The organism is Methylobacterium sp. FW102-HT35C08 (assembly GCF_058790235.1).
The window spans coordinates 6,059,131-6,076,207 of record NZ_JBYTCL010000002.1; the positions used below are offsets into that span (position 1 = coordinate 6,059,131).

The following is a 17,077-nucleotide window of genomic DNA, read 5'->3' on the forward strand; positions in this document are numbered from 1 at the left end:
TCCGACCATGCGGCCGGGAACCGCGTGACACCGGTCCCCGGTCAAGCCGCCACCACGGCGTCGAGCGGCGCCTCGAAGGTCAGGACGGCCCCGGTGCGCGGGTACAGGAGCGTTGCCGTCCCGCCGAAGCCGTGGGCGAGACTCCTGGCGATCAGGCGGGTCCCGAACCCGGTTCGCGTCGGAGGGACGACCGGCGGTCCACCGGTCTCTTCCCAGCGGAACCGCAGAGCCGGCCCGCGCTCCGTCTCGGTCACCTCCCAGGTGATGCCAACCCGACCGGCCGCCACGGAGAGCGCGCCGTACTTGGTGGCGTTGGTCCCGAGCTCGTGCAGCATGAGCGCCAGGGTCAGGCCGTGGCGCGCGCTCAAAGTCAGTTCGGGGCCTGCGACCGCGAACCGGCCCAGGACGCCGTCGCCGTGCAGGGAGACGGCTCCGTCCACCAGGTCGGTCAGGGAGGCCCGGGCGAAGGAGCCCTGAAGCAGCACGTCGTGCGCCTTGGCGAGGGCCAGCAGCCGCGCCGACAGCGCCTCACCGGCCGCTTCCAGGGACGCCGCGTTGCGCATGGTCTGGGCCGCGACAGCCTGGACCAGGGCCATGGTGTTCTTCATCCGATGCGCCAACTCCTGCATCAGAAGCGCCTGCCGGGCCTCGGTCAGCTTCAGCTCGGTGATGTCGCGCGACACCGCGAGGATGCGCTCCGACCGATCGGGCGTCGCGCCGAGCGGCGTGACGGCGACGTCCCACCATCGCACCGTGCCGCCGGTCTCCAGCTCCGCCTGGAAGCGGCTCGGTCGGCCCGCGCGGGCCCGGTCCAGGGCGGCCGCCGCGGCTTCGCGATCCTCCGGACGGGTCCAGATCTCCATCCACAGGCGACCGACCGCGTCCGTCTCCTCGCACAGGCCGAAGAGCGCCGGCCCATCCTCGCTGCCCGTGATCAGGCGGCCGTCGCAGTCGAGCAGCTCGAGGTAATCGTTGGCCGCCTGATGCCGTGCGGAACGTGGCGCCCGTCGGTCATGGCCCGAAGTCATGTCCGAGTCTGAGCGCCGCGTCGGACCCGGCGGGGGCGGTTCGCGCCCGGCAGCGAGGCGGCCGGCCTCGACCCGGCTTGCTGCCTCGATAATGCGACCGAGCCGCCGGCTGCGCTGGCGCTCCCGGTCAGCCTGCGCGGTCGCCTGCGTCAGCAGGTCCCGCAGGCGGATGTTCTCTGCTTCGAGCGCGCCGAGGCGGCGCGTCGTCCCATCGGTCCACGGCAACACGATGCCCGCATCCATCGCCCGCCCCCTCTGGTTCCGGCAGGCGCCTGTCCGCGGCGCGCCGCCAGCCTTCCACCGATGGCAGGGCGCGGCGACGGATTGTCGAGAACTCGGCTACACCGACGGTTTAACCGCTTCTGGTGCATACCTCGCCCGCGACCCGGCGAATCGTTGGATGAGTTACGCTAACACGCCGCGGACGATAATCAAACGAGCCCGGTATTCGCCGCGGGGTCATAACTTAGGTTTGTAACAAGATCGGCGATCAAATCGTCTACTTGTTACGCATCAGCAGCACGAGCCAGCCGATCCCGAGCACGAAAATAATTAATCCAATCGACACGAAGACCGGCGTGCCGAGGTCGATCAGCCGCGGGGCGAGCTGGGTGGCGAAGGCGGCGACCACAAGCGCCACGGCGACGCGGGCGGCGGCGCGCTCAATGCCGCGGGTGACCTTGTCGAGCCCCTTAACCTCGATCTCGACGGTGACGCGGCCCTGCTTGAGGCGCACCAGCATCAGGTGGATCAGCGTCGGGAGCTCCGAGGCGGCGCCGTAGAGACCGACGCCCAGAGCCTCGGCCTTCTGCTTGAGGGCGGAGAGCGAAAACTGCGTCTGCATGCTCGCCCGGACCGTGGGACCGGCCGCGGCGAACAGGTCGAAATCCGGGTCGAGGTGGCGCATCACGCCGTCGGCGGTGACCAGCCCCTTGAACAGGATCGCGAGATCGGTGGGCATCGCGAGATCGTTCTCGCGGGCCATGTTCATGAAGTCGGTGAGCACGAGCCCCAGATTGAGCGGGATTGAGGAGTGGCTTTCCACGAAGGACTGGGCCGAGACCTGAAGGCGGGTCAGGTCCGGGTTGCTGGTTCCGGTCCAGTCCAGAAGCACGGCCATCAGGCCGTCGGCGTCCTGCTTGAGCATGGCGCCGATCAGCACAAGGAGCTGCGAGCGCCGCCGCTGCGACAGCCGGCCGATGATGCCGAAATCGATGAAGCCGATGCGGTTGCCCGGCAGTGCCAGCATGTTGCCGGGATGCGGGTCGGCGTGGAACAGGCCCTCGATCAGCGCCATCCGCAGGAAGGCGTCGGTTCCCTTCTGGGCCAACAGCTTCTTGTCGACGCCGGCCGCCTTCAGGGCCGCCTCGTCGTTGGGCGGAATGCCGTGAATGAAGTCCTGCACGAGCACGCGCTCGGAGCAGTACTCCCAGTGGATCTTCGGGAAGACGATGTCGTCGCGGCCCTCGAAGATCTGGGCCAGCAGCTCGCAGTTGCGCGCCTCGTTGAGGAGGTCGAGCTCGCCGTTCAATCCTTCCGCGAGGTGGCGCATCTGCTCCCGCGGCTGATAGCGGGCCATGTCGGGCCACTCGTTCTCGACGATGCGGGCGCCGTGCGCCATCAGGCGCAGATCCGCCTCGATGATCTTGCGCAGGTTCGGGCGCAGGACCTTGACGATCACGTCCTCGCCCGAGTGCAGGCGCGCCCGGTAGACCTGGGCGATCGAGGCCGAGGCGATCGGGTTGGTGTCGAACTCGGCGAACACTTCCAGCGGCGAGCCGCCGAGATCCTGCTCGAGTTGCGGCCCGATCTGCTCCCACGTGACTGGTACGACCTGGCTGTGAAGCTTCTGCAGCTCCTCGGTCCAGGCGGGCGACAGGAGGTCGGGCCGGCTCGCCAGGACCTGCCCGAACTTGATGAAGGTCGGACCCAGCGCCTCGATCGCCCGCCGCAGGCGCTCGGGCTCAGACAGGCGGGTGACGTCGAGCCGGGGCTGGCGGCGCGGCAGCAGCGGCAAATAGCGCAGGCCGAGGCGGTCGACGACCCGCGTGACGCCGAAGCCGATCAGGATCGTCGCGATCTCGGACAGCCGCTGGCGGTCGCGGGCGGCAACGAAGGCTGTCTTCAGCATGGAGGGCGCGATCCGGTCCGACGGGATGAGGTGTCCGGACAGCACGAGCATAAGGACTTTTTTGCGGTCGCGAACCCGGGATGGCGAACCCTAGGGCGACTTCGGCGTCGCGGGTGGGGATCTGGGAGCGATCCCCACGCGGATTGCGTCAGGTGCGCGGCGCCACCGCCGGGCCTGGAACCGTCGCCGGCTGGCGGGCATCGCCGAAGCGGGCATTGACCACCAGCAGGGTCACGATCACCGCCGAGAAGGCCAGTGCTGCCAGGAAGTACAGTCCGGCCTCGAAGCTGCCGCTGGTCTCGCGGATCCAGCCGACGATGGACGGCGCGACGAAGCCGCCGAGATTGCCCACGCAGTTGATCAGCGCGATACCGCCGGCCGCCGCGCTGCCGGAGAGGAAGACCGGCGGCAGCGCCCAGAACGGCGCCTTGCCGCCGTAGAGGCCGGCTGCCGCCACCGCCATGAAGGCCACCGCCCAGAGCGAGCCCGTGGCGAAACCCGCGAGCGCCAGGCCCGCCGCCGTGAGCATCAGGGCACTCGCCAGCGTCACCCGGCGGTCGTTGGTGCGGTCGGAGATCCAGCCGATGGTCAGGCCGCCGATCACCCCGAACACGTAAGGAACCGCGGTCATCAGGCCCGTCTGCATGTCGGACAGGCCGGTGCTCTTGAGGATCTGCGGCAGAAAGAACGCCAGCCCGAGATTGGCGCCGGTATTGGCGAAGTAGATGAACGACAGGGCCATCAGCCGCGGGTCGGCGAAGGCCTTGCGCAGGCTGGTTCCGTGGGTGGCCGCGACCGCCCGCTGCTCGGCGTCGATCACCGCCTGCAGGGCGGTGCGGTCCGCCGGCGCCAGCCACGCTGCGTCGTTGGGCCGGTCGGGGATGAGGGCGAGGAAGACGAAGCCGAACAGGGTGGTGGGCACGCCCTCCAGCAGGAACAGCCATTGCCAGCCCTTGAGGCCCAGGAGCCCGTCGAGCTGCATGATCGAGGTCGAGAGCGGTGCGCCGATCGCCAGGGAGACCGGGATCCCCACCGCGAAGGCGCCGAAGATCCGCGCCCGGTAGGCCTTGGGGAACCAGTAGGTGAGGTAGAGGATCACGCCCGGGTAGAAGCCGGCTTCGGCCGCACCGAGCAGGAAGCGCAGGACAAGGAAGCTCGTCGAGCCCTGCACGAACATCATCGCCGCCGAGAGCAGGCCCCAGGTGATCATGATCCGGGCGATCCAGCGCCGGGCCCCGACCTTCTCCAGGATCAGGTTGCTCGGCACCTCGAAGAGGAAATAGCCGATGAAGAAGATCCCGGCGCCGAGGCCGAACACGGCCGGGCCGATGCCGAGATCGGCGTTCATCCGCAGAGCCGCGAAGCCGACATTGATCCGGTCGACATAGGCCATGACGTAGCCGATGAAGAGCAGCGGCATCAGCCTGAAGAAGACCTGCCGGACAATCCGGTCCTGTTCGTTCGGGGGCATCGTTTCCTCGTGAGACATCGTTCTGTTCGACCGGTTTCGCCGGATCGTCGCCGCGCCGGTCAGAAGGCCGGTTCGAGGCCGCTGGTCCGGTAGGCCTCGGCGGCCTGCGGCGTGGTCAGGCCCGCGAGGAAGCGCGCGGCACCCGCGCGGTCGGTCGCGCCGCGCATGATCGCGGCCGAGAAGGTCGTCATCTCCTGCACCGGATCGGGGAGGGGGCCGACCACCTCGATGCCCGGCACGACCATCAGCTCGCTGATCTGCTGGACCGCGATGTCGGCCTCGCCGGAGACCAGCTTCTCGGCCGTGAAGCCCTGCGGGATGATGGTCGCCCGGGCGTTCACCGCCTCGGCAAGGCCGAGCCGCGGCAGGAGCCCCGCGAAGTAGATCCCGCTCGCGCCGGTGCGCGAGTAGGCGACGGAGCGCGCCTCGACCAGCGTCCGCTTGAGCGCCTCCACGGTTGAGATGTCCGGGTGCTTTGCCCCGGCCTTCACGGCGATGCCGTAGCGGGAGCGCACCGCGTCGACCCGGCTCTCCGCCTCGACTTTGCCCTCCGCGATCAGGCGGTCCATGGCGTCCGACAGGACGAAGACCGCGTCGGCGGTGGCGCCGGCCTCAATCTCCTTCATGATCACCGCAGTCGGCGCCCAGTGGATCGCCGCCCGGCCACCGGCCGCCTCGAAGGCCGGCACCACGTGCGCGTCGAAGGCGCCCCGCACCACGAGGGCACATTTCAATCGGGTCGCGGTCTGCTCGTCTGCCATATCGTGTCTCATCACTTCATCTGAGAGCCGGTCGCCCGACGTTCCGCCGGGTCGCACACGCGTGTCTTGGGTTGCCCGCCTACGGCCTCATCCTGAGGTGCCGGAGCGCAGCGGAGGCCTCGAGGGAGGGGTCCAGAGAGCGCTTCGATCCCTGGAGCCCTCCCTCGAAGCCCGCTTCGCGGTCACTTCAGGATGAGGGCGGTGAAAGGGGATTGGCGGTTCGATCCTCCTGTCATCACCGCGGGGGTTCGCTGCGGGAATAGTCGAGGGCGGTGAAGCCGCCGCCCTGGTAGCGCTCGGCCACCGGGTTGCCGCTGGTTTTTCCCTCCAGCGCCGCCGCGTAGGAATCGGCGCTGTCCTGCGGGGCCCAGCCGATGATTTCGCGGCCGTCCCGACGCCACCAGGTCATGCGGCTGTTCTTCGAGGCGCCCCAGATCACGGCCGTCCCGGAGGGGCCGAGAGTCGGGGCCAGGGTGGCGCGCATGACCAGGCGGGTCATGTCGCCGTAGGAGAGCCACGTGGCGAGCATCCGCGCATCGGTCGGCTCGGGGAAGCAGGAGCCGATGCGCAGGAAGACGCTCTCGACGCCGTGCTTGTGGCGATACAGGCCGCCCATCATCTCGCCGTACGCCTTAGACAGGCCGTAATAGCCGTCCGGCGCCAGGGCGCAGTCGTCATCCAGCACCTCGGTCCGCTCGTGGAAGCCAATGGCGTGGTTCGAGGAGGCGAAGACCATCCGGGCGCCCTCGCGGCGCGCGGCCTCGTAGGCGTGATAGAGGCCGCGGATATTCGGGCCGATCACCGTCTCGAACGGGTGCTCCACCGAGATCCCGCCGAAATGGAGGATCGTGCCGCAGCCCTCCGCGAGCCGCAGGATCGCCGGCCCGTCCTCCAGGTCGGCGAGCTGGAAGCGCGCGCGCTCCGGCAGCGGGTCGGGGAAGGGGACGCGGTCCGAGAGCCGGAGGGTCCAGCCCTGCTCTCCGAGCGCCCGCGTCAGCACGCGCCCGAGGGCGCCCGAGGCCCCGGTCAGGAGGACGGGTTTCTGCGGGACGGTATCGGCACGCGTGCTCATGGTCTGGCCCTCCGGGATCAGGCGGTCTCGATCAGGCGGTCTTGGCCGCATTCAGGGGATGGGCCGCTTCCGGAAGACGGGGGCGGCGCACGAAGATCGCCATGGCGATCACGCCGGCTGCGGCGATCAGGGCGGCGATGACGAAGGCGCTGGCGTAGCCGCCGAGATACTGGACGGCGAGCCCGGTCGCGGTCGGTCCGACGATGCCCGAGATGTTGCTGAGCAGGTGGATGAAGCCGCTCACCCCACCGACCCGCGCCTCCGGCACCAGCTCGTGGATCGTCGCCCAGCAGGACTGCACCGAGCTCGTCAGCATCAGGACGGCCAGCGCGATCAGCGCAACGGCGGCGGCGGCGTTCGGCGCGGCATTGACGGCGATCAGCGCCACGCCCGCGATGGCGAGCGGCACGATCGTGGTGAGCTTCCGGGCGGCCAGCTTGTCGCCCATGCGCTTGTAGAGGTGATCGGCAACGATACCCCCGCCGACATAGCCGACGAAGCCGCAGGCCCACGGGATCGAGGCCACGAGCGCCATCTGCTGCACCGGCATGTGCAGGGCGTCAGTCAGGTAGCTCGGGAGCCACGAGAGAAAGATGTAGAGGGTGTAGTTCACCGCGAACATGCCGAGTCCCAGCGACAGGGTGCTGGGCAGGAACAGGTACTCCCGCAGGGACTGCGCGTGGTCGGACGGCGCGAGATGGGTCACGGCCCGGCTGCGCTCGACGAGGGCGATCTCCTCCGGGCCGACCCGCGGATTGTCCTGCGGCCGGTCTGTCATGAGGAGCCTCCACGCCACGACCCAGAGCAGGCCGACGGCGCCGATGGCGACGAACGCCACCCGCCAGCCGTACTGGATCGCCAGCAGGCCGACGACGGGAGCTGCGACGGCGCTGCCCACGGTCTGGCCCGAGAAGGTGAAGCCGATCGTCCGGGCGGTCTCCTCGCGCGGGAACCACGTGGTGATGGTCCGGTTCGTGGTCGAGTTCATCGGCCCCTCGGCGAAGCCGAACAGGGCGCGGACCACGAACATCTGGGCGAAGCCGGTCACCGCGCCGGTGAGCATGCACAGGATCGACCACGAGGCGGCGGCCCAGCTGTAGACGCTGCGCGGGCCGTAGCGGTCGGCGAGCTGGCCGCCCACGAAGGCGAAGATCGCGTAGCCGAAGAAGAAGGTGCTGAAGATCACCCCCAGCTCCGAGGGCGACAGGTTGAGGTCCTGCTTGACGAACGGCGCCGCAACACCGAGCGCCGCGCGATCCATGTAGTTGATGATCCCCGCAATGAACAGAAGGAACGCGATCAGAAACCTGTAGCGCTTGGCAAACATGGGATTTCCTCCGGGTAGATCATGTTTTTATTTTTATCTTGGTCGAGCAGCTTCTGATCGATCTCTTGAAAAGCGCCGTCGTCGCGAGCGGAGCTGGGCGACCCAGGGCAGCGCGACGTCGGTGAACATCCTGCAACCCTGAATTGTCTTGCTTCGCGCGGAAGGACGACCGCGCATCCGGATGTCTCCGTCACAGGAACGCGATCGTGCAGGGGCTGAGGCTCGTGCGCGTGCCCGTCCGGGACAGGTCGCCGGTGTCGGGGTCGATAGTGAACTCGACGAGGCTGTCGCCCTGCTCGTTGGCGACGAGCAGGTGCTTGCCGCCGGGCGCGAGCGTCATGAAGCGCGGGTCGCGGCCGCCGGACGGCGTCCAGCCGGTCGGGTCGAGCCGCTCGGCGGCGTCCTCCAGGCGGAAACGGGCGATGCCGTCCTGACCGCGGTTCGAGGCGTAGACGAAGCGCCCGCAGGGCGTGACCACGATCGCCGCGGCCGTGCTCGCGCCGAAGAAGTCCGGGGGCAGGGTCGGCACGAGATGCAGGGGGACCAGTGTCCCGGTCGCCTCGTTCCAGCGGCAGGTCGCGACGCTCGAGTCCAGCTCGTTGACCAGGAAGGCGAGGGGGCGGCTCGGGTGAAACCCGATGTGGCGCGGGCCGGCCCCGGGGCGCATCACCGTTTCCGACACGAGCGCGAGCCGGTCGCCGTCGAGCCGCAGGACGAAGACACGGTCGAGACCCTTGTCGGGGACGAGCACGTGGCTGCCGCCCGGCGACACGACCACGTGGTGCGGGTGGGCGCAGGCCTGCTCAGTCCGATGCGGGCCGGGATCGCCCGGGAGCGGCAGGACGTGGCTCGCCGGTTCGAGTCCGCCGTCAGCGCGCACCGGCAGCAGTGCCACCGAGCCGCTGGCGTAATTGGCGACGATCAGGAAGCGCCCGCTCGGGTCGAGGGATTGATGCACGCTGTTGGTGCCGCCGGTTGCCGCGCTTCCGAGCGTGCGCAGGCTTCCGTCGGCCTCGGCCGCGAAGGCGCTCGCCGCCTCGCCGTCGCCCTGAACGGTGTACACCACGGCACGCGCCGGATCGGTCACAAGGAAGGACGGATTCGTCAGCCCGTCCACCCGCCCGAGATGGGTCCAGCCCTCCAGGCTGGCGCCGGTGCGGTACACGTCGATGCCCTGTCCGCGCGCCCTGCGGCGCTCGGTGGTGAAACAGCCGACGAAGGCGAGACCGAGCGGGGCAGGGCGGAGCGCGGCATCGGGCATGGCGATCTCCGGCTCAGCCCCGACGCGGGACGCGGCGCAGGAACTCGGGATTGAGCTCCGACAGGCGATTCACCCCGATCAGCGCCATGTCGCGGTTCAGTTCCTCCTTGAGGATCCGCATCGCGTGCTCGACGCCCGCGACCCCGCCCAAAGCTGCGGCGAACATGAAGGGTCGGCCGAGCAGGACGAAGTCGGCGCCCAGCGCCAGCGCCTTCATCACGTCGGTGCCCCGGCGGATGCCGCTGTCGACGATGATCTTGAGGTCGCCTTTCCGGGCGGCGATCTCCGGCAGCACGTCGAGGGGCGCGACGGCGTAGTCGAGCTGCCGCCCGCCATGGGTCGAGAGGATCACGCCGTCGGCGCCGCATGCGCGGGCGATCTCGACATCCTCTGGGGCGAGCAGCCCCTTCACCAGCAGGTTGCCCGACCAGCGTCTGCGGATCGCCTCCAGGTTCTTCCACGAGAGCTGGTCACGGGCGATGGTGTTGCGCACCGCCCCTTGCGACATCATCGGGGGCCCGCGCTCGGCCTCGGTGTTCTCGAAATGCGGGGCGCCGTGCTTGAGGAAGGTCCGGGCCACGGTGCCGAGCAGCCAGCGCGGATGGGTCGCGCTCTGCCACGCGACCTTCGGCGTGACCTTGATCGGCATGGAGAAGCCGCTGCGGGTGTTGTGCTCGCGGTTGCCGAGCGTCGGCGTGTCGGCGGTCACCACGAAGGTGCGGTAGCCGGTGGCTTCCACGCGGTTGAGCAGGCGGTCGATCCGGTTCTGGTCGCCCGGCAGGTAGCCCTGGAACCAGGCCTGCGGATTCTGGTCGTGGACATCCTCCAGCTTGATCAGCGACGAGGCGCTCAGGCACATCGGCACATTCATGCGCTTGGCCGCCTCGGCCAGGACGAGATCGCCCCGGTAGGCGATGAAGGCGGCTCCCCCGAGCGGCCCGATCCCGAAGGGCGCCGCGTAGGTCTGGCCGAACAGCTCGGTGGTGGTGTCGCGCGCCGAGGTATCGCGCATCAGCCGCGGCACGAGGGCATAGTCGGCATAGGCACCGCGGCTGTGCGCCAGGGCCGAGCCGGTCTCGACCCCGCCGGACACGTACTGGAAGATCATCGGCGGCAGCAGCCGTCGCGCGTGGCGCTCGAAATCGTCCAGCGCCAGCAGGTCGCGGAACCGGTAGGGCGTGACGGCGTCGCTGCGCTTGAGGCTGGTCACGATCGCCTGCGGCGCGGCGATGCCCGCGGCCGTGGCATCCGCCCCGCCCACCGTCGGCGCCTCGCGTTCCGGTGACCCCAGGCCGGAGGCCGGCCGGTCGAGCGTCGCCATCCGCTCCTCCCTGTAGACCGTCGCGCCGGACGGCTTTTGAAAGCGCTTTCAGATAGTCAGGCGGTGCGAGGAGTGTCAATATACTGCCTGTCCGAGTCGGCGCACACGCCGAGAAGGGGGCTGAGCCGTCGCGCGACAGGCGAAGCCGGGTGACAGGGGAGCGGTCGATTTCAGTGCTGGATCTGCGGGGCGACATCCTCGAGCCACCGTCGCGCAGCCCGGTCGCGCGGGACGTGGCCCGCCGCGCCGGCGTCTCGACCGCCACCGTGTCCCGGGTTCTCAACGGCTCCGCCGGGGTGCGGGCCGATAAGCGCGAGGCGGTGATGCGGGCCGCGCAGGATCTCGGCTTCGTCGCGAACGGTGCGGCCCGGGCGCTCTCGACCCGCCGGTTCATGGCCGTGGGTGCGGTGGTCCCCAACATCGAGAACGAGGCCTTCGTGCGCGTTCTGTCGAGCTTCCAGGACCGGCTGCGGCAGGCGGGCTACACCCTGGTCGCCGCCAATGCCGGCTACGACCTGGAGGACGAATTGCGGGAGGCGACCTTCCTGCTGGAGCGGGGCGTCGACGGGCTGATGCTGGTCGGCGACATCCACCACCCGGACCTCTACGCCCGCATCGCCAGCACCGGTATTCCGATGGTGCAGACCTTCAGCCTGTCGCGGGAGCGCCCCTGCGTCGGGTTCGACAACGCCGCCTCGGCGGCCCGGGCGGCCAACTACCTGATGGATCTGGGCCATTGCCGGATCGGGGTGATCTCGGGCCTGCGCAAGGACAACGATCGCGGCGGGGCGCGCGTGAACGGCATCGCGCAGGCGCTCGCGGACCGCGGCCTGCGACTCGCGCCGGAGCACGACATCGAGATCTCCTACGGGATCGGCGGCGGCCGCGACGGCTTCCGTCAGATGCTCGCGAGCGGTCCGCCACCCACCGCGATCATCTGCGGCACCGACCAGATCGCCTTTGGCGCGATGATCGAGGCCCGCGCCCGCGGCCTCGCCATTCCGGGCGACCTATCGGTGATCGGTCACAACGATTCCGACTTCGCGCCCTTCCTGGATCCGCCCCTGACCACGATCCGGATCCACTCTGCCGAGATCGGCCACGCCGCCGGCGATCACCTGATCGCCCGGATCCAAGGTCGCCCGGTGGTGCGCCTCACCGAGATCGACGCCGAACTGATCCTCCGCGCGAGCACAGCGCCGCCCCGGCGCTAGGTCTTCGGGCCTAGCTTGCGTTATCTTGCTCCCTGTTTGAAATCGCTTACAAGTCGATCGATGGCGCTTCGGCCCGGTGCCGAAGCGCCCAACCTGAGACACAGCATGGCTCCCCGCATCGTTCTCCTGCATGCCACGCCCGTCGCCATGGCGCCGATCCAGGCAGCCTTCGCGGAAAACTGGCCGGAGGCCGAGACCGTCAACCTCCTCGACGACGGCCTGTCGCTCGACCGGGCCAAAGAGCCGGGTGAGATCTCGGAGGGCATGATCGAGCGCTTCGTGCGGTTCGGCCGCTACGGCCACGACATGGGCGCGGACGGCATCCTGATCACCTGCTCGGCCTTCGGTCCGGCGATCGACCGGCTGATCGAGACCGTGCCGGTCCCGGTGCTCAAGCCCAACGAGGCGATGTTCCGCGCGGCGATCGCGCAGGGACAGCGCATCGGCATGTTGGCCACCTTCGGCCCCTCCGTCGGCACGATGACCGACGAGTTCGAGGAGTTCGTCGGGCAGGCCGACCGGCCGGCAACCTTGCGCACGGTGCTGGTGGACGACGCCATGGCGCGCCTTCGGGCGGGTGATGCCGAGACGCACAACCGTCTCGTCGCCGAGCGGGCGCCGGAACTTTCCGATTGCGACGCGATCATGCTGGCGCATTTCTCGACCTCCCGGGCGGCCGAGGCGGTGCGCAAGGCGGTGAATGTCCCGGTCCTGACCGCGCCCCACGCGGCGGTGGACCGGATGCGCGCGATGATCGAGACCGGCAGGAGTGCCTGACCCATGAAGCTCGGTGCCTACAAGGACCGCCTCAGCGGCCATTGCGGCTTCCTGTTCACGGAGCTGCCGCTCGCGGAGCGCTTCGCCGCCGCCGCCAAGGCCGGCTTCCGGGCGGTCGAACACCCGAACCTGTTCGCCACGCCGGCGCGGGAGGTGGCGGGCTGGCTCGAACGGGCGGGCGTGCCGCTGGTCCAGACGGGATTCCCGGCTGGCGACGCCTCCAAGGGCGAGAAGGGCTTCGCGGCCCTTCCGGACAAGGTCGACTATTACCGCTCCACCATCGAGCCGACCCTGGACTACGTCGCGCAGCTCGGCTGCCGCCTTGTCCATCCGATGGCGGGCGTCCGACCCGCCGGGGTCGAGCAGGCGCGGCTCTGGGAGACCTATCTCGACAACCTCGCCTTCGCGGCCGATGCCGCCAAGGCACGCGGGATGACGGTGATCGTCGAGCCGATCGGCCCCGGCTCGATCGCCAATTACGTGATCGACGACCCGCTGGTGGCCGTCGAGGCGATCCGGGCGATCGGGCGCGACAACGTCAAGCTGCTGTTCGACGCGTATCACTGCGTCTGCCTGGGCCACGACCCGGCGGCGCTGATCCGCGCGCACGCGCCGCTCATCGCCCATGTCCAGATCGCCGACGATCCCGGTCGCCACGAGCCCGGGACCGGGACGATCGCGTTCGACCCGATCTTCGCCGCGCTGGCGGAGGTCGGCTATGCCGGCTTTGTCGGCTGCGAGTACCATCCGGCGGCCGGCACCGAGGCGGGGCTGGGCTGGATGCGGGCGGCGACGTAGCGGACTGGGAGAATCCGGACTTCCAACCCTCGCCCTCATCCTGAGGCGGCCGCTGCGCGCCGGCACCTCAGGATGAGAGGGAGGGTTGGATCGACGCCGGATGAGCGGCCCCGCGCGAAACTCAGCCCAGCAACCGCGCCCGGCGCTCCAGCACCGCCGGCCAGACCTCCGGATTGACCAGCCGCGGCGGCGTCACGCCGTTCAGGATGCCGATGATCTGCTCGGCACCCCACGCCGCCACGTTGCGGCGCGCCTCATGGGTGACACCGGCGGTGTGGTAGGTCGCCACCACGGTCTCGAGCTGGAGGAGCGCCGAGTCGAGGGGCGGCGGCTCCGGCGCCCAGACATCGAGGCCCGCCCCCGCGAGGTGGCCCGAGGTCAGAGCCTCGGCCAGCGCGGCCTCGTCGTGGACGCCGCCCCGGGCGGTGGTGATGAACAGCGCCCCGGGCTTCATCGCCGCGAAGGTTTTGGCGTCGAAGCTGCCGCGCGTGGTGTCGTCGAGCGGGCAGTGCAGGGACACGATGTCGGACTCGGCCAGCAGCCGCTCCCGATCGACCGGCTCGGCACCGCGCGCCCGGATCTCCTCGGCGGAGAGCAGCGGATCGTAGGCCAGGACCCGCATGTCGAAGCCGCGGGCAAGCTTGGCCACCGCTTTGCCGGTATGCCCGATCCCGACGAGCCCGAGGGTCGAGCCGCCGATTTCGTGACCCATCAGCGATTCCCGCGAGAAGCCGCGCTGGGTCCGGAGCAGGCGGTCGGACACGCAGATCTTGCGCGAGACGGCGAGCATCAGGCCGATCGCGAGCTCCGCGACCGACTGCGCGTTGCCGCCGACCTGGTTCACCACCGCGACGCCGGCCCGGGTGCAGGCGGCGGCGTCGACCGTGTCGAAGCCCGCACCGCCCGACGAGACGGCGAGCAGGTTCGGGCAGGAGGCGAGCAGATCGTCCGTGACGTGCCAACGGCGCGGCAGCTCGTCCCGCGCCGGCGAGACGTGGAAGACATGGGCCTGCTCGAGCAGCGCCTGGAGCGCGCTGTCCGGACCCTGCAGGTCCCCGATCTGCAGGTCGATATCGGGCTCGGCCCTCAGCCGCGTATCGAAGACCGGATTGATCCAGACGTTGAACCGGCAGACGCGCTTGAGAGCCGCCACGGCGTCAGCCCTTCACCACGGCGTCGATCGCGTCGATGACGTGATCGATGTTGTGGGTGTTGACCGCAGCCACGCAGATCCGGCCCGTCTCCAGCGCGTAGACCTCGTGCTCCTCGCGCAGGCGGGTCGCCTCCGCGGGGCTCAGGCCCGTGTAGGAGAACATGCCCTTCTGCGTCTTGATGGCGTCGAAGCCGCGCTCGGGGTGGCGCTGCTGCAGGCTGTCGGCCATCTGGTCGCGCATGGCGCGGATCCGGTCGCGCATCTCCGCGAGTTCGCGTTCCCAATCGGCGCGCAGCTCCGGATCGGTGAGGACGATCTCGACGATGGCGGCGCCGTGGGTGTGCGGGTTCGAGTAGCTCGCCCGCACCAGCCGCTTGGCGAAGGCCTCAACCTTCGCCTTCGCGGCCGGGTTCTCGGCCACGATGGTCAGCGCGCCGACGCGCTCGCCGTAGAGCGAGAACGACTTCGAGAACGAGGAGGCGACGAGGAATTCCTGACCCGACTCGGCGAACAGGCGCACCGGCTCGGCATCGACATCGAGGCCGTTCCCGAAGCCCTGATAGGCGATGTCGAGGAACGGGATCAGGCCCCGCTCGGCCATCAGGGGGACGAGGTCGCGCCACTCGTCGAGGCTGAGATCCGCGCCCGTCGGATTGTGGCAGCAGGCATGCAGCACCACGATCGAGCCCTTCGGCAGATCCTGGAGGTAGGCCCGCATGGCCGGGTAGTCGGCGCCACCGGTCTTGGCCGAGAAATAAGGGTAGTCGACCACGGTGAAGCCGGCCTGGCTGAACAGGGCCTTGTGGTTCTCCCAGCTCGGGTTGCTCACCGCGACGGTGGCGCCCGGGTACAGCTTGGCCAGCAAGTCGGCGCCGGTCTTCAGCGCGCCGGTGCCGCCGATGCTCTGCAGCGTCGCGACCCGGTTCTGCGACAGGATCGGCGCGCCCTTCCCGAACAGCAGCTCCTGGACCGCGTCCCGGAACGGCTTGGTGCCCTCGATCGGCCGGTAGGTCTTCGGCAGGCCCTTCTCGATCCAGCGCTTCTCGGCGGTCTGCACGGCGCGAAGGCGCGGCACCTTGCCGTCCGCATCCGTGTACACGCCGACAACGAGGTTGAGCTTTTTCGGGCTCGGATCGGCGTTGAAGGCCTCGAACAGCCGCATGATCGGGTCGAGCGGCGCGTCCTGGATGCCGGCGAACAGCGAGGTCATGATCGTCAATCGTCCCAGAGGGTCTTCGAGGCAGGCCGCGAAGGGCGGTTCAGTCGACCGGCGAGGATCGGGCCGAGGGCCTTATTCCGCACATCGCCCGCGCGCGCCAGCGCTTCCGCGCGTATCTGCATCCCGATCGGTTCAAGGATGCACATAATCCCTCGATCGACGACGCTCATTGTCACGCATTGCGCAGCCGGGGTCCCGCAAAGATCGGCCTTCCGGCGGCGCCGGACTCCGCCGTAAGGTGCCGGGATGTTGCGCTCTCACGCCCTGACCCTCGCGGGCCTCCTCGCCGTCGCGCCGGCTTCCGCACAGAATGCGGTGCGGATCGGGCTCTCGGCCCCGTTGACCGGCCCGGACGCCGTCTTCGGCCAGGGACTCCGGCAGGGGGCCGAGCAGGCGGTGGCCGACCTGAACCGGGCCGCCGGCGGGCGCCCACGCTGGGTTCTCGTCCCCGCCGACGATGCCGGCGATCCCAAGCAGGCGGCGGCGGTTGCCCGGAAGTTCTCCGCCGACGGGGTGCGTCTCGTGATCGGGCCGTTCGAATCCGGTGCGGTCGCGGCCGCCGCACCGGTCTACGAGGATGCCGGCGCCGTCGCGGTGACGACCGGCGCGACCTACACGCCGCTGACCGGCCGCGGCCTCTGGAACCTGTTCCGGCTGGCGCCGAGCGATGCGCAGCAGGGCCGGGCCGCGGCGGCGTACCTGGCGAGGGCCTATGCCGGGCGTCGTGTCGGCATCCTCAACGACCGCTCGACCTTCGGGCGCGGCCTTGCCGACGCCGTCTCGGCGCGGCTGAAGGAGAGCGGCGCGCCGGAGGTGCTGTTCGACGGGTTCGCGCGGGGCAACCGCGATCTCTCCGACCTCGTCGGCCGCCTGAGGGCTGCCCGGCTCGACGCTGTCTATTTCGGCGGGCTCGCGCCTGAGGCCGTCGCGCTGCTGCGGGCGATGCGGGAGGCGGGCCTCGGCACGGCCCTGGTGGCCAGCGACGGGATCCTCGACCCGAGCTTCCCGGCCGCCGCCGGAGTTGCCGCTGAGGGCACGGTGATGACGCTGCTCCCGGACCCGCCGCGCCTGCCCGACTCCCGCGGCGGCAAGCCCGTGCCGCGGTCCCCCGAGGCGGAGACCGTGGCGGCCGGCGCCTATGCGGCGGTCGAACTCCTGGCCCGGGCGACCGAGCAGGCCCCTGCCGCAGACCCGAAGACGGGCCGGATCTCCGAGGGCCGGAAGGTGGCCGAGATCCTGCGCGGCCCGCAGCCCGTGCGCACCGTGCTCGGTCCCGTGAGCTTCGACGCTCGCGGGGATCGCACCGGCAACGCCGTGGCCCTGCGGATCTGGCGGCGGTCGCCGGACGGGCGCATCGACTATGCCGGCAACGACATCGAGCCGTAAGGCGGCGTAATTCATGTCGATGACGGAGCGGGTTCGGCGTCCGTGACTTGCGGGCCGTTCCCGCGGCGACTACATGCGAGCGGTGCTGCTGAGCTGGCGCGGTCGATCCACTGGATCGGATCCGCGCCCTGCGGCGTTTCCCGAGCTCGATGACAGCC

At 69.9% G+C, this 17,077-nt stretch carries 14 protein-coding genes; 4 read left to right on the forward strand and 10 right to left on the reverse strand.

Going from position 1 to position 17,077, the window contains the following annotated elements:
- Positions 1-41: 41 nt before the first annotated feature.
- The 8 genes from AC3WSN_RS29020 to AC3WSN_RS29055 all read right to left on the reverse strand — a co-directional run bounded on the left by AC3WSN_RS29020 (position 42) and on the right by AC3WSN_RS29055 (position 10,372).
- Positions 42-1,271, reverse strand: coding sequence for a sensor histidine kinase (locus tag AC3WSN_RS29020; RefSeq protein ID WP_492542679.1), 1,230 nt, complete (start codon positions 1,269-1,271; stop codon positions 42-44).
- 256 nt (positions 1,272-1,527) lie between these two features.
- Positions 1,528-3,159 (reverse strand): ABC1 kinase family protein, encoded by a 1,632-nt coding sequence (locus tag AC3WSN_RS29025; protein ID WP_192706635.1) that lies wholly within the window; start codon positions 3,157-3,159, stop codon positions 1,528-1,530.
- Between the two features lie 148 nt (positions 3,160-3,307).
- Positions 3,308-4,630: an MFS transporter gene (locus tag AC3WSN_RS29030; RefSeq protein WP_492542681.1), complete on the reverse strand. Its 1,323-nt coding sequence runs from the start codon at positions 4,628-4,630 to the stop codon at positions 3,308-3,310.
- A 59-nt stretch (positions 4,631-4,689) separates the two neighbouring features.
- Positions 4,690-5,391 carry a molybdate ABC transporter substrate-binding protein gene (locus AC3WSN_RS29035; RefSeq protein ID WP_192706637.1) on the reverse strand — a complete coding sequence of 234 codons (702 nt, stop codon included), beginning with the start codon at positions 5,389-5,391 and terminating at the stop codon, positions 4,690-4,692.
- Positions 5,392-5,626: 235 nt separating this feature from the next.
- Complete coding sequence (locus tag AC3WSN_RS29040) at positions 5,627-6,463, reverse strand: NAD-dependent epimerase/dehydratase family protein (protein WP_492542683.1); 837 nt, start codon at positions 6,461-6,463, stop codon at positions 5,627-5,629.
- 31 nt (positions 6,464-6,494) lie between these two features.
- Positions 6,495-7,790 (reverse strand): MFS transporter, encoded by a 1,296-nt coding sequence (locus AC3WSN_RS29045; protein WP_492542685.1) that lies wholly within the window; start codon positions 7,788-7,790, stop codon positions 6,495-6,497.
- A 190-nt stretch (positions 7,791-7,980) separates the two neighbouring features.
- Positions 7,981-9,051 carry a lactonase family protein gene (locus AC3WSN_RS29050; RefSeq protein ID WP_492542687.1) on the reverse strand — a complete coding sequence of 357 codons (1,071 nt, stop codon included), beginning with the start codon at positions 9,049-9,051 and terminating at the stop codon, positions 7,981-7,983.
- A 13-nt stretch (positions 9,052-9,064) separates the two neighbouring features.
- Positions 9,065-10,372, reverse strand: a complete 1,308-nt coding sequence (locus tag AC3WSN_RS29055) for an alpha-hydroxy acid oxidase (protein WP_492542689.1) — start codon at positions 10,370-10,372, stop codon at positions 9,065-9,067.
- A gap of 173 nt (positions 10,373-10,545) precedes the next feature.
- Here AC3WSN_RS29055 and AC3WSN_RS29060 point away from each other — a divergent pair, with 173 nt between their 5' ends.
- The 3 genes from AC3WSN_RS29060 (at position 10,546) to AC3WSN_RS29070 (ending at position 13,161) form a co-directional block, all read left to right on the forward strand.
- The gene (locus tag AC3WSN_RS29060; protein ID WP_192706642.1) at positions 10,546-11,586 is read left to right on the forward strand and encodes a LacI family DNA-binding transcriptional regulator; all 1,041 of its coding nucleotides are present in this window, start codon (positions 10,546-10,548) and stop codon (positions 11,584-11,586) included.
- Positions 11,587-11,691: 105 nt separating this feature from the next.
- Positions 11,692-12,363 carry an aspartate/glutamate racemase family protein gene (locus AC3WSN_RS29065; protein ID WP_192706643.1) on the forward strand — a complete coding sequence of 224 codons (672 nt, stop codon included), beginning with the start codon at positions 11,692-11,694 and terminating at the stop codon, positions 12,361-12,363.
- Between the two features lie 3 nt (positions 12,364-12,366).
- Positions 12,367-13,161, forward strand: coding sequence for a hydroxypyruvate isomerase family protein (locus AC3WSN_RS29070; RefSeq protein ID WP_492542692.1), 795 nt, complete (start codon positions 12,367-12,369; stop codon positions 13,159-13,161).
- 121 nt (positions 13,162-13,282) lie between these two features.
- Here the strand turns inward: AC3WSN_RS29070 and AC3WSN_RS29075 are convergent, their stop codons facing one another.
- Positions 13,283-14,314: a hydroxyacid dehydrogenase gene (locus AC3WSN_RS29075; protein WP_492542694.1), complete on the reverse strand. Its 1,032-nt coding sequence runs from the start codon at positions 14,312-14,314 to the stop codon at positions 13,283-13,285.
- Positions 14,315-14,318: 4 nt separating this feature from the next.
- A complete protein-coding gene (locus AC3WSN_RS29080) occupies positions 14,319-15,524 on the reverse strand; it encodes an amino acid aminotransferase (protein ID WP_492542696.1) in 1,206 nt (401 codons plus the stop codon).
- 255 nt (positions 15,525-15,779) lie between these two features.
- On the opposite strand from AC3WSN_RS29080, the gene AC3WSN_RS29085 reads away from it, so the two are divergent.
- Positions 15,780-16,919, forward strand: a complete 1,140-nt coding sequence (locus AC3WSN_RS29085; RefSeq protein ID WP_492542698.1) for a branched-chain amino acid ABC transporter substrate-binding protein — start codon at positions 15,780-15,782, stop codon at positions 16,917-16,919.
- Positions 16,920-17,077: the final 158 nt, after the last annotated feature.